General features: G+C 51.9%; 14 protein-coding genes. 5 read left to right on the top strand and 9 right to left on the bottom strand.

Annotated elements, in window-relative coordinates:
- The first annotated feature begins 565 nt into the window (after positions 1-565).
- Entirely contained in the window at positions 566-1630 is a 1065-nt protein-coding gene (locus AC2FNE_RS11635) for an SGNH/GDSL hydrolase family protein (protein WP_496774582.1), read from the top strand.
- A gap of 280 nt (positions 1631-1910) precedes the next feature.
- Here AC2FNE_RS11635 and rplT read toward each other — a convergent pair whose 3' ends face one another.
- From rplT to pyk, 5 genes are all read right to left on the bottom strand, one after another.
- A complete protein-coding gene (gene rplT, locus AC2FNE_RS11640; protein ID WP_170482090.1) occupies positions 1911-2276 on the bottom strand; it encodes a 50S ribosomal protein L20 in 366 nt (121 codons plus the stop codon).
- 14 nt (positions 2277-2290) lie between these two features.
- Entirely contained in the window at positions 2291-2491 is a 201-nt protein-coding gene (gene rpmI, locus AC2FNE_RS11645) for a 50S ribosomal protein L35 (RefSeq protein WP_039523697.1), read from the bottom strand.
- A gap of 184 nt (positions 2492-2675) precedes the next feature.
- Positions 2676-4229, bottom strand: a complete 1554-nt coding sequence (locus tag AC2FNE_RS11650) for an alanine/glycine:cation symporter family protein (protein WP_170604360.1) — start codon at positions 4227-4229, stop codon at positions 2676-2678.
- 12 nt (positions 4230-4241) lie between these two features.
- Positions 4242-4679, bottom strand: coding sequence for a universal stress protein (locus tag AC2FNE_RS11655; protein ID WP_170482097.1), 438 nt, complete (start codon positions 4677-4679; stop codon positions 4242-4244).
- A 262-nt stretch (positions 4680-4941) separates the two neighbouring features.
- On the bottom strand, positions 4942-6387 hold the full coding sequence (gene pyk / locus AC2FNE_RS11660) for a pyruvate kinase (RefSeq protein WP_170604362.1): 1446 nt from the start codon (positions 6385-6387) through the stop codon (positions 4942-4944).
- A 117-nt stretch (positions 6388-6504) separates the two neighbouring features.
- Here pyk and AC2FNE_RS11665 point away from each other — a divergent pair, with 117 nt between their 5' ends.
- The 3 genes from AC2FNE_RS11665 to AC2FNE_RS11675 all read left to right on the top strand — a co-directional run bounded on the left by AC2FNE_RS11665 (position 6505) and on the right by AC2FNE_RS11675 (position 7948).
- On the top strand, positions 6505-7242 hold the full coding sequence (locus tag AC2FNE_RS11665) for an N-formylglutamate amidohydrolase (protein ID WP_170604364.1): 738 nt from the start codon (positions 6505-6507) through the stop codon (positions 7240-7242).
- A gap of 74 nt (positions 7243-7316) precedes the next feature.
- On the top strand, positions 7317-7556 hold the full coding sequence (locus AC2FNE_RS11670; RefSeq protein WP_496805433.1) for a DUF6868 family protein: 240 nt from the start codon (positions 7317-7319) through the stop codon (positions 7554-7556).
- A gap of 77 nt (positions 7557-7633) precedes the next feature.
- Positions 7634-7948 carry a DUF1244 domain-containing protein gene (locus AC2FNE_RS11675; RefSeq protein WP_496805434.1) on the top strand — a complete coding sequence of 105 codons (315 nt, stop codon included), beginning with the start codon at positions 7634-7636 and terminating at the stop codon, positions 7946-7948.
- Positions 7949-8006: 58 nt separating this feature from the next.
- Here the strand turns inward: AC2FNE_RS11675 and AC2FNE_RS11680 are convergent, their stop codons facing one another.
- From AC2FNE_RS11680 to dgcN, 3 genes are all read right to left on the bottom strand, one after another.
- Positions 8007-8867 (bottom strand): D-amino-acid transaminase, encoded by an 861-nt coding sequence (locus AC2FNE_RS11680; protein WP_170604368.1) that lies wholly within the window; start codon positions 8865-8867, stop codon positions 8007-8009.
- Between the two features lie 10 nt (positions 8868-8877).
- Positions 8878-9843, bottom strand: coding sequence for an N-acetyl-D-Glu racemase DgcA (gene dgcA / locus AC2FNE_RS11685; protein ID WP_496805435.1), 966 nt, complete (start codon positions 9841-9843; stop codon positions 8878-8880).
- A 70-nt stretch (positions 9844-9913) separates the two neighbouring features.
- On the bottom strand, positions 9914-10915 hold the full coding sequence (gene dgcN / locus AC2FNE_RS11690; protein WP_170604372.1) for an N-acetyltransferase DgcN: 1002 nt from the start codon (positions 10913-10915) through the stop codon (positions 9914-9916).
- A gap of 294 nt (positions 10916-11209) precedes the next feature.
- Between dgcN and AC2FNE_RS11695 the strand changes: the two genes are divergently transcribed.
- The gene (locus tag AC2FNE_RS11695) at positions 11210-12172 is read left to right on the top strand and encodes an L-malyl-CoA/beta-methylmalyl-CoA lyase (protein WP_496805436.1); all 963 of its coding nucleotides are present in this window, start codon (positions 11210-11212) and stop codon (positions 12170-12172) included.
- Between the two features lie 50 nt (positions 12173-12222).
- Here AC2FNE_RS11695 and AC2FNE_RS11700 read toward each other — a convergent pair whose 3' ends face one another.
- Positions 12223-12801 carry a PA14 domain-containing protein gene (locus AC2FNE_RS11700; RefSeq protein WP_170482120.1) on the bottom strand — a complete coding sequence of 193 codons (579 nt, stop codon included), beginning with the start codon at positions 12799-12801 and terminating at the stop codon, positions 12223-12225.
- Positions 12802-12891: the final 90 nt, after the last annotated feature.

Raw genomic sequence — 12891 nt, forward strand, 5'->3', positions numbered from 1 at the left:
TACTCCCGCAACCAGCGTCGGAATATCTCAAAGAAGCACGTTCAGACTACAATTGATCCCCCGGATCAATTGCTTAACGTCTTCACATCGTCAGCCTCAAACCTAAAGGTCCGAAAAAAACAACCACTTAATGGTCAATTTTCAATTCTGTGCGGAGAGCAACTAGATCGCGTAGAAAACTTGTTCCTGGTCGAACTTGGAAAGAACAAAGTCCTGCTGAAGTTGTCATTGCGGCTAGCAAGATGTCGTCGGCAGGGTCTTTGTTCCCTGCTTTAATTGTTTTTTCGTTGTCTGTTTATGTTTTTTTACTATTGAATTTATGGGTGGTATGCTTTTGGTTCTGTTTGTGCACTCAAAACACAATTCATTCCTTACTTGATTTAGGCCTCTATTCTCTCGGGTTCCGGACAATAAAGTTGGTGCGGGTCTACCAAGCTTAGGTGTCAATGAAAGGCTTGGAAAACAAATTGAATTTGATTTATCCAGCTCAGGGAATGCTACTCTAGGGAGTTCATGTATGTGGCGAGTAGTGGTTATTAATTGTTTGCTGCTAGGGATCGCGTTCTTGGTTGCCGAGCTTATTTTTGGCACGTGGTTTTCGGATCAACACGCTTTGATGAAATTTACGAAGCTTCGAAACTACGAAAAAGTACAAGAAAACCCAATTCATGTAGGAAAACCGACTGTAACATATTCTCGCGACAATTATGGTTTTCGTGGTCTTGAAGGTGATGTGTCCGACATTGACATTTTAACAGTTGGCGGTTCAACAACCGATCAACGCTGGGTCGATAACTCACAAACTTATCAAGCTGTCATGCGGGATTTGTTTGCTGCGTCCGGGCAGTCTGTTTCAATCGTCAACGCGGGTATTGATGGTCAATCTACATTCGGTCACATTGCGAATTTCTCATCTTGGTTCAATGAGATCCCAAATTTAGATGCGCGTTACGTTTTGTACTATGTAGGAATTAACGACCTACTAATATCTCAGCCTACGGACACATACGACGTGGTGGCGCTGGAAGACAATGCTTACAACAATCTTAAAGCGACGATCAAAACTAAGTCGGTTTTCTATCAACTTTATCGGGTCGTTAAGTCAGCTTTCGCTGAAGAACATTCACTAAACGAATTGAATCGAACAAACATTGCCGATCGTGAACCTCTTGTCACAGAGCCAAAAATATCCGCTCCTTTGGACGTTGTTTTTGGACCTTCACTCGAAAGTTATACTGATCGTATTTCTGAGCTAGCCAAGTTGACCCGTGATTTCGGTGCGGAACCAATATTCGTTACCCAGAGAAGCGCCCGTTGGACCCGCCGCAATGGCCAGGTAGCAGGTATTGCGGAATATCAACCCGATTTTTTTGAGTTGGTTCGTCAGCAATTGCCCAAGGAGTATCAAAATTTGAACGGGGTTGACTTTTATCGGTTTGAACGCGCCCTTGCAGACGCTCAAATGGCTGCATGTGAAAACGTAGATGCCATTTGCTTGGACCTTATGGCCGAGATCGATTTTGATCTTGCATCCGATTTCTATGACCCGATTCACACCAGTGCGACAGGTTCACAAGCAATAGGCGAGTATCTTTATTCCAGGCTTGGCAATCTCGAACTTGGCGATTGAGCTGCTCACAATCATTCTGAGGGAAAATTCATCAGCGATCGAGTGGTCTTGGCTTCTTGGTCAATCGGGTATTAGAGGTTGATCCGCCATCGACTCTTCTGGGAATGTGCCCAGGACTTTCAATCGCGGCATCAGTCGGGTTCTGGCCCTGCGCGAAAGTATTTCCAAAAACAATAGTTATTCGCTTCTCGCAATATTTGAGTTGAAATCACCGCTATGAAAGCAAGAAAGGCCGCTCTCAAGCGAACGGCCTTTTTTCACTGTCTCTCTCTAAAGAGATTTAGGCGGTAAGAGCCGCCTGAGCTTTGGCAACGATCGCGCCGAACGCTTCCGGTTCGTGCACGGCCAGATCTGCCAGAACTTTACGATCCACTTCAATGCCGGCAAGGTTCAGGCCATTGATGAAGCGTGAATAGGTTAGTGCCTCGTCATGCGAACGCACGGCCGCGTTGATACGTTGAATCCACAACGCGCGGAAGTTGCGCTTGCGGTTCTTGCGGTCACGGGTCGCGTATTGGTTGGCTTTGTCGACGGCCTGCGTCGCAACTTTGAAGTTGCTTTTGCGACGACCATAGTAACCTTTGGCAGACTTAATGATCTTTTTGTGACGAGCGTGAGTTACGGTTCCACCTTTAACGCGGGACATTTCTGAATCTCCTCTTAGCGGTCGTAGGGCATGTAGCCCTTGACGATCTTGGCGTCGGGGGCGGAGAGAGTGGTGGTGCCACGGGCGTCGCGGATAAATTTCTTAGTCCGTTTGATCATGCCATGACGTTTGCCAGCTTGAGCCGACATCACTTTACCGGTCGCTGTCACCTTGAAGCGCTTTTTGGCGCTCGATTTGGTCTTCATCTTGGGCATTTCCGTCTCCTATCTTCGGGTTCGGTATATAACGCGACTCGGCATGCCACATCGGCCGGTCACGCAATCAGAAGCGCCGTTTACGCAAGTTTTGATAAAGAGGCAAGGGGGTTTTGACCGGAAACTTTGCTTTTGGCAGAGGGGTCAGGTTCCGAGGCGACAAAGGTCGCCCCGGTGCTTTCATTCAGTGACCGAATTTCCGGATTTCGCCACTCTTAAGCCGCTCCGCGTAGGAACTCAGTTCTTGGCGAACAACCTTCATCAGGAAGTAGAGCGCGAAGACATTCACAACGGCCATAGCAAAGATCGCCGCATCCGAGAAATCGATGACGGGACCAAGATTGGCTGCTGCACCGATAACGACAAAAATGCAGAAGATGATCTTGAACACCAATTCCTTAGTCGCGCCTTCGCCAAACAGGTAGGTCCACGCCTTTAGGCCGTAGTATGACCAGCTGATCATGGTCGAAAAAGCAAACAGAACCACGGCGACCGCCAAAACGTATGGGAACCAACCGAATGCACTTGCAAAAGCGGCCGAGGTTAAGCTGACGCCAGAGTTTCCGTCGACTGTAGCGATAGCTGTACCTTCCTCGTTCAACATATACATGCCCGTTTCGGGGTCGATGACCAGCTGCTGTGTGATGATGATTACCAAAGCGGTCATAGTACAAATCACGACTGTATCGATAAACGGTTCCAGCAGGGACACAAACCCTTCGGTGATCGGCTCTTTTGTACGCACGGCTGAGTGGGCAATGGCCGCGGAACCAACCCCAGCTTCGTTCGAAAACGCAGCACGACGGAAACCTTGTATCAACGCACCGACCATGCCACCAGCGACGCCCAGCCCGGTAAACGCACCCGCAAAGATTTGACCAAAGGCCCAGCCGATTTGATCGGCATGCATGATGATAATCACCAAGGCGGCCAAAACATACATAACACCCATGAACGGTACGACCTTTTCAGTCACGCGCGCGATGGATTTCAGACCGCCTACGATTACAGCAAATACAATTCCGGCAAAAACCAAGCCAGTGATCCAGCCGGGAAAGTCCCCGGTGATACCCGCTATCTGCTGGTGGGCTTGATTGGCCTGGAACATATTGCCCCCGCCCAAGGCACCCAAAATACAGAAGATCGAGAACAACACCGCCAAGATTTTGCCTCCCGGCAGGCCGAGTTCGTTGAACCCTTTGGACATGTAATACATCGGGCCACCAGAGACGGTGCCGTCGTCGTATTCATTGCGGTATTTCACGCCGAGCGTACATTCAGTGAATTTCGAGGCCATGCCCAGAAGACCCGCAACGATCATCCAGAACGTCGCGCCCGGCCCGCCGATACCTACGGCAACGGCTACACCAGCAATGTTCCCCAGTCCGACCGTACCAGACAGCGCGGTCGCCAGCGCCTGAAAATGGCTTACCTCACCTGCATCGTTTGGGTCAGAGTAATCGCCCTTAACCAAACTTACCGCGTGGCCGAAAAACCTAAATTGAACAAATGCGAAATACAGTGAAAACACAGTTGCAGCGATAACCAGCCACATCACGATCCATGGAACGCTCGTCCCTGGGAACGGTGCAAAGATAAAACTGACAAAAGGGCCGGTGAAATCCGAAAATGCCTGATTAATTTTTTCGTCAAGGCCAACGGCTTCTTGAGCTGCAGCTGCGTTGGCTAATAGGCCCGTTGCAAGACCGGAAACGCCAAGTTTTTTTGAAATTATCATTGTTGCCCCTCCTCAATTTACGACCGTGACTGGCACGTCGGCATGCATCACCAGATATTGGGTCGAACTGCCAAATAGCCGCTTTTTGATACCGTCTGCAGACGCGCGGCCAACTATGATTTGCGATCCATCGTTTTCCACGGTTATGGCGTTCAAGGTTTCCGCTACATCCCCGTGGCGCACGATCCCGTAAGCGGCGAACCCTTCGGATTTCAAAGCTTGCACTGCGGGTTCTACGATCCGTGATGTCGCAAGTTCGATCTCTTCTTCGCGCCGCTTGTGGCGAAGCGCATTTTCTTCCGGGGTTTGAAAGGTGAAAGGGGACCACTCGATTACGTAGACGACCAACAGTTCGCAGGCGCCGATCCTTCCTGCCAAATCTTTGGCAAAGGCAATCGCGCGCTCTCCGTTTTCGGTACCATCCAGTCCTATGACAATTTTCGTTGTCATTTCGTTCCTCCGATTTTGTTTTTGTGTGTCGGTGAAGATGTACCGACCTGGCAACCCGAACCTGGAACTGATCTGAGGGCTGCTGCCAAAAAGGTATCAGATTTATTCGCAAGGTGATTAATTTTTTGGCACATTCTTAGGTGTTGGGGAATTTTTACTGAAAAAACAATTGCTTTTGAATAATGTAAAACCCGCCAAACAAAGCGTCTGGCGAGTTCGTAGCCTAACTAGCTCCGTGCTTTTTCGATCCGAAAGACGCGATTTATTCTGGGTCGGTACTGTAAATCAGCCGCTCATCGCAAGGTGCAACACGCAAGATATTCGTACTGCCCGGTACATTGAAGGGCACACCTGCGGTCACAACAATCTGATCAGTTTCACCGGCAAATCCGCCGGCGCGTGCAGCGCGGGCGGCATTGACTACGGCGCTTTTGAAACGCTCCAGCACTGGCGTCATTACGCAATTGCAACCCCAGGACAGGCACAAACGCCGCGCTGTGCCGGTCAAAGAAGTCATCGCGATGATGGGGACACCGGGCCGCTCACGAGCGGTCAGCAACGCTGTTGTACCGCTTTGGGTGAAGCAACAAATCGCTTTAATATCAGTTTTTTCAGCAATCTCACGCGCGGCTGCCACGATGCCGTCTGCAACCGTGGTGCCCTTGGCAGTGCGTGACGCGGCAATGATCTGGTCATAGGTAGGGTCAGCTTCGACCTCGATGGCGACTTTGTTCATTGTTTGAACGGCTTCAACCGGATACGAACCAGCAGCCGATTCCGCGCTGAGCATGATAGCGTCCGTGCCTTCATAGATTGCGGTAGCAACATCCGAAACTTCGGCGCGCGTGGGCATCGGGCTTTCGATCATGCTCTCCAGCATCTGGGTTGCCACAATGACGGGCTTGGCCGCGGCACGCGTGCGGCGCACCAGCCGTTTTTGGATCGGCGGCACTGCTGACACTGGCAATTCAACGCCCAAGTCTCCGCGGGCGACCATGATACCGTCTGACGCATCAAGAATTTCTTCGAATGCCTCAATCGCGGCGGGCTTTTCTATCTTGGATAAAATCGCGGCGCGTCCGTCGGCCAACGCGCGAGCTTCGAACACATCTTTAGCGCGTTGTACGAAGCTAAGCGCCAGCCAGTCCACTCCCAGTTGGCAGACAAATTCCAGATCTTCCCTGTCTTTTGCCGACAATGCGGCCAATGGTAAAATCACATCCGGCACATTGACGCCCTTGCGATTGGAAATTGCGCCGCCAACTTCGACCGTACAATTTGCGAAGTCTGGGCCGCACTCCTGTACGATGAGGCGAATCTTGCCATCATTAACCAGCAAGCGCGAACCTGTTTCCAGAGCTGCAAAAATTTCGGGGTGGGGCAGGCAGACCCGGTTGATGTCTCCGGCCTCGGGGTCGAGGTCCAACCTAAAACTGGCACCTTCTTGCAGTTCTTCGACGTCATTGGCAAACAGGCCAACTCGCAGCTTTGGGCCCTGCAGGTCGGCCAGAATCGCGATTGGGCTGTCCAGATCATTCTCAACTTGCCGAATGATGCGGTGGCGCTCGCGTATTTCATCGTGGCTGCCGTGGCTCATGTTCAGGCGGAATACGTCAGCGCCTGCTTCGTGCAGGGCGCGTATCGTATCGTAGTCGTTTGACGCCGGACCAAGCGTCGCCACAATTTTAACATTTCTCAGGCGTCGCATTAGTCTTGCTCTCCTCAATCACTCGATGTTACCGCAAACAGTGCTCGGATTGCTTATTGCGCAATTCCCTTTCCGAGGCAACTGCCCTACACCTGCGGCAAACTAGATGACAGGCTCATGACATACACCCCATTTTTTGTGCACGGCGCAGATCGTCCATCACGCTGGTTGATTACCTGCGATCACGCCACCAATACTGTACCGCCTGAAATAAATGGTGGTGATCTGGGACTGCCACGCGAAGATATGGAGCGTCACATCGCCTACGACGTGGGCGCGTATGAAGTTTCCAAACACTTGGGCGAGATTTTGAACGCGCCTGTGATCGCGGCCAATTTCTCGCGCCTCGTTATCGACCCGAACAGGGGGGAAGACGATCCGACGCTGCTAATGAAGTTATACGACGGTTCAATCATTCCCGGAAATCGCAATGCTGACGGGATAGAGCGCGAACGCCGCCTGAACATGTGCTATCGCCCTTACCATGAAGAACTTGAGCGTCTGGCTGGCTTGCCGCACGCGGTGATCGTGTCGATGCATTCCTTCACTAGGCAATTGCGTGGTCGAGAGCCGCGCCCTTGGCATGTCGGCGTGTTGCACACACCGGACGAGCGATTTTCACGTCCACTTATCGACAGGTTGGCGGCCGAGGGCGATCTATGTGTCGGCGTGAACGAGCCCTACACCGGAGTTTTGCCTGGCGACGCAATCGACAGACATTGCACTGCACATGGGCGCCCGAATGCTCTGATCGAGTTGCGTAACGACCTGATCGCCGATCACGCCGGGCAACGGGATTGGGCTGAACGGATGGCCGTGATCCTACAAGACGCGTTGGTTGACAGCGGCTTGTAACTGCGACGGTTTTCCTAACTTTCATAATTGTGGGGCTTTTTATTAACTCTTATGTACTGGGAAAGGAGGCGACTATGTCTCAGGAGTTTCTTCCAGCCGTGTTCGGTTGGATGGCTGTGCTGAACGTCGCGGTTCTAATGTTCACCACATTGATGATGTTGTTACTGCAAGACCAGATCGCCGACATTCACGGCAGGATTTTCCGGATGGAGCGTCCGCATGTGAAGCGAGCGTATTTTCGGTACCTTGCTAACCATAAAGTTCTGACCCTTATTTTTTGCATCGTGCCATGGCTGGCCTTGCAACTTGCCTGACATGCCGTTTGTTGAAACATCGCCTTTGGGCCGCTAGGTCAGGTATAGTATACAACTCTGTCGTCGGGAGCCGGACCATGAACAATCAAACCGAAATCGAACTTCAGGCCGCTGCATTTCGCCGCCTGCAAAAGCACCTGATGCAAGACCGTACCGATGTTCAAAACATTGATATGATGAATTTAGCCGGGTTCTGCCGCAATTGTCTGTCTCGCTGGTATCAGGAAGCGGCCAACGAAAAAGGCATCGAGATGGGGAAGGATGAAGCCCGAGAGGTTTTCTATGGCATGACCACGGATGAATGGAAAGCTAACTATCAAACCGAGGCAAGCCCTGAAAAGCAGGCAGAGTTCAAAGTCGCATTTGAAGAGAATGTTGGTAAAAAGGACTAAATTTCGACATCGGCAATTGACACGGCCCGCCTATTAAGCGGGCCTTTGATTTGCCTTTTTAGATGGCTGCCTTTCGGCTTTCATCCAAATAGATTTCACGAAGTCTTTTGGCTATTGGCCCCGGCGAGCCATCGCCTAGTTGCACTCCGTCGATCTCGATAACCGGCATCACGAACGCGCTGGCCGAAGTGGTGAAAGCTTCATCCGCTTCTTTGGCTTCATCAATTGTAAATAGGCGTTCTTCGACTTCCATCTGCGCCTCAGCCGCCATTCGAAGGACCGCCTTGCGGGTTATGCCGTGCAGAATCTCGTTGGACAACGGCCGCGTTACGATTTTTCCACCTTTGACAAAGTATGCGTTGTTACTGGTGCCTTCGGTCACATGGCCATCCTCAATCATCCATGCGTCGTCACAGCCAGCGGCTTTGGCCATCATCTTGCCAAGAGAGGGATAAAGCAGCTGCGTCGTCTTGATATCGCGACGTCCCCACCGAATGTCATCGATTGAGATAACTTTGGCGCCCTTCCTCGCGGCAGGGCTGTCTGCCAATCCCGGTTTGTTCTGAGTAAACAGCACAAGAGTTGGTTTTGTATCTGCAGGCGGGAAAACAAAGTCCCGATCACCGTCGCTGCCGCGGGTCACCTGAAGGTAAACCAAGCCTTCCTCGATGCCGTTCTTTTCGACCAGTTTGCGGTGAATTTCCAGCAACTCTTCTTTTGTGCATGGCTCGGCCATCTGGAGTTCGTCCAAAGACCTCTTCAAGCGCAAGGCATGACCATCGAAATCGATAAGTTTGCTGTCTAAAACACTGGTGACTTCGTAGACCGCATCGGCCATCAAAAATCCGCGGTCAAAGATTGAAATCTTGGCTTCGGTTTCGGGCAGGTATTCACCATTCACAAATACGGTTCGGTTCATGTTTGTCTCCTCAACCCCAGAGATCCGCATCAGGCGGGTGAACTCCGGCGTTGTCAAAAGTTAGTGGTCTGGCGCGGTCTTCGGCCAGAAGTAACGGGCCGTCAAGGTCCGTTACCATCGCGCCCTGCGCCACTAACGTGGCAGGAGCCATCGCCAAAGAACTGCCTACCATACATCCGACCATGATATCGTACCCTTCGGCTAGGGCCGCCTTGCGTAGTTCAAGCGCCTCTGTCAGGCCACCGGTTTTGTCCAGCTTGATATTAACTACATCATATTTCCCTTTTAGACCGGGCAAGCTGACCCTGTCGTGACAGGACTCGTCGGCACAGACCGGCACTGGGCGGTTCATGCCGATCAAGGCATCGTCTGCGTCGGCAGGCAGCGGTTGTTCAACTAAGGCCACGCCCAGTCTTAGAAGATGTGGCGCAAGATCAGCGTAAACTTCAGCAGACCAGCCTTCATTTGCATCCACGATGATCTTTGCATTTGGCGCGCCAGCGCGAACAGCCTCCAATCGCGGCATATCATCAGGCGTTCCCAGCTTGATCTTGAGCAGTGGTCGATGGGCGTTTTTGGCTGCCTGTTCTCGCATCGCTTGTGGCGTGTCCAAGGACAAAGTGTAGGCCGTGATCTCTGACCCGGGCGTGGGCAATCCAGCCAGTTCCCAGGCGCGTTTTCCTGCCCGTTTGGATTCAAGATCCCACAAAGCGCAGTCGACGGCATTCCGGGCAGCCCCTGCTGGTAAAAGCTCCATCAGAGAATGACGGTCATACTCCTGCGGTAAGCCGGAGATTTGGGCTGTTACAGATTCGAGCGTCTCATCGTAACGCGAATATGGTACGCATTCGCCCCAACCTTTATGCGTGCCGTCGGAAATCTGAACAGTCAGCACTTTGGCCTCTGTGCGAGAACCACGCGAGATGGTGAAAACCTGCGCCAGCCGAAAAACGTCCTGAGTAACTTCTAGCTGCACACAGAAACTCCTTCAAAATTGTTTGATCATGCAGATGGCGAGCATCCCCGGCTCTAGCAGCGAGTTTTGATCACAGCGCAGCCAGCGCGTCCACCAACTTACCCGAACCAAAGCGGAATGGGTCGGTGGCTGGCAGACCCATATCTGCCTCGATCGCTGCTAGATAGGTTTTGGCGTCATCTTCGCTCATGTTCTGAGTATTTACTGAAACCCCGACGACCTGGCAGTCGGGATTTGCAACGCGTGCCAAGTGAAGCGCGGTGTCGCGCAGCGCCTCCAGCGTTGGCAATTGGTAGCCGGGAAGCCCGCGCATATGTTCACGTGTGGGTTCATGAGAGAGGATCAATGCATCGGGCTGACCACCATGGACTAGCGCCATCGTGACGCCCGAGTAAGAGACATGAAACAATGAACCCTGTCCTTCGATCAGGTCCCAGTGGTCTTCGTCATTGTCCGGTGTCAGCCATTCAACCGATCCCGCCATAAAGTCGGCTACGACTGCATCTAGCGGCACACCGTCGCCTGTGATCAGGATACCGGTCTGGCCAGTGGCGCGGAACGTTGCTTTCATACCGCGATTTCTCATCTCGGCTTCCATAGCCATCGCCGTGTACATCTTTCCAACCGAGCAATCAGTCCCGACAGCGAGGCAGCGTTTGCCTTTTCGCTTGATTCCATTGGCGATTGGATAGTCGACATCTGGAACCCGCACATCATGCAGTTTGCGGCCGGTTGCCTCGGCTACCGCTGCCAAATCAGCTTCATCCCGCAACAAGTTGTGCAAGCCAGATGCAAGATCGAAACCTTCTTCCAGCGCAGTCACCAGAATCTTTTTCCATTCCTGGCTTATGACGCCGCCGCGATTGGCGACCCCGATCACCAATGTCTTGGCACCTGCTTCGCGAGCTTCAGTAAGACTCATGTCCTTTAGGCCCAAATCGGCCTTGCAACCTTCCATGCGGAATTGTCCGACTGCGTTTTCTGGTCGCCAATCTTTGATGCCTATTGCAACTTTGGCCGCCAGTTGGTCGGGCGCGTCACCCAAAAACAACAGATATGGTGTCTCGATCATCGCGCGTCACTCCTTTGATTCCGGCTAAAACTAAAGAAGAATTTCAGCGAGAGCTTCTTAAATTCAGCGCCAAAATGGGTATTTGTTGGGAGAATATCGCAAGAAATGAAGAATACCCGCAAGAATGTTCGAACGCCTCAAGCTGGATGATGTCTGATTGCCTTCCGATCCATCAGATTCACAAATTCTGCGCTCGCATTGCCGCAGGTGCACAATGATGCTTGCGCATGGCTGCGCAATTTAATACCCAACTGCAGACGAAAATCGTAATTTCATTGCTTGCACGAGGCCCAAATGAGTTTTCGCATACAACCAGCTGCACCGGCCCGTCCCAATCGTTGTCAATTATTCGGTCCTGGATCTAACACAAAGCTGTTCCCGAAAATGGCTGCTTCTGCAGCAGACGTAATAAACCTGGATCTCGAAGATTCCGTGGCACCGTCCGACAAGGATGTTGCTCGTGCAAACGTTATCGAGGCGTTGAAAACCGTTGATTGGGGCGGGAAATATATGTCCTTACGTATCAATGGGTTGGACACACCCTATTGGTATCGCGATGTTGTAGATGTGCTGGAACAGGCGGGTAATCGGTTGGATCAAATTATGATCCCAAAGGTAGGTTGTGCCGCGGATGTCTATGCCGTCGATGCACTTGTCACCGCGGTCGAGCGTGCCTCGGGGCGAACCAAACCGATAACGTTCGAGGTTATCATAGAGTCCGCGGCTGGAATCGCCCATGTCGAAGAGATCGCAGCCTCATCTCCGCGTCTTCAGGCGATGAGTCTAGGCGCCGCCGACTTTGCGGCCTCTATGGGAATGCAGACAACTGGTATCGGCGGCACGCAGGAAAACTATTACATGCTACGCGATGGCGAAAAGCATTGGTCAGATCCGTGGCACTGGGCTCAGGCAGCTATTGTCGCGGCGTGTCGCACCCACGGTGTTTTGCCCGTCGATGGACCATTCGGTGACTTTTCTGACGATGAAGGATACATCGCTCAAGCAAAACGGTCAGCAACTTTGGGCATGGTTGGAAAATGGGCTATTCACCCTAAACAGATCGCACTTGCCAATCAGGTGTTCACCCCGTCAAAGGAAGCGGTGTCCGAAGCACGCGAAATTCTGGCTGCAATGGAACAGGCTAAAGCAAATGGCGAAGGCGCAACCGTTTACAAAGGTCGACTTGTCGACATTGCTTCGATCAAGCAGGCCGAGGTGATCGTGGCGCAAGCCGAGCTTATTGCGGCGGGCAGTTAAGTAAAAGAGGCGCTCGTTCGAGCGCCTCTTTTTTCGGTGGGTAATTGGGCCTAGCGTCCAAATACGTTATTCGGTGTCCACGTAATTCGTCCGCCTTTTTTCCCGGACTTCATCATAAGACAAGAGGTGCCGTATTTCTGGAAATAACTTATCCTAAGCTGGTACCAACCGGCTTGGGGGACTTCGACTTCGGTTCGCTGGTTGGCTTCACATGGCTGACGCCCGTTGACATATCCGATCTGCTGTCCGCCGATCCAAGCGTCTATGCCGTCATTTGACCAAGTTTCCAGTTCGTAAATGCCGGGGGAGTCGAACTTCATATACCCTGTAATTTCAGCTGCGACATTGAAGGCCTGATTATAGGTAAGAACCGGGTCGCCTTCGTTTGTGTCGCGATAATCCAACCCACGCAAAGGCTGACCGGGTTTGGCCTTTTTTAATAAACTTTTAACTTTTGAGAGGTTTTGAATTTTGCGCGGTGGGTTTCCTTCCCACGCGTATTTGACGTTTAGGCCAGCTTTGGCATTTGGTTGCGGGCTTGCCGGTTGCAGTCTCAGCGGGGCTGCCAGCGCGGCTGCTGAAAACATCGCTATGCAAGCAGCGAATGCTCCGGTTCGGGCAAGTTTCATATCATTCTCCCTGAGTTATCGCCTCATTCAGTACTTCCACACTTTGGGCAATTTATCTTCGAAGACACTATTCTCTGATAAATCAGGTCG

The sequence above is a fragment of the Ruegeria sp. YKSD179 genome (genome assembly GCF_059612885.1).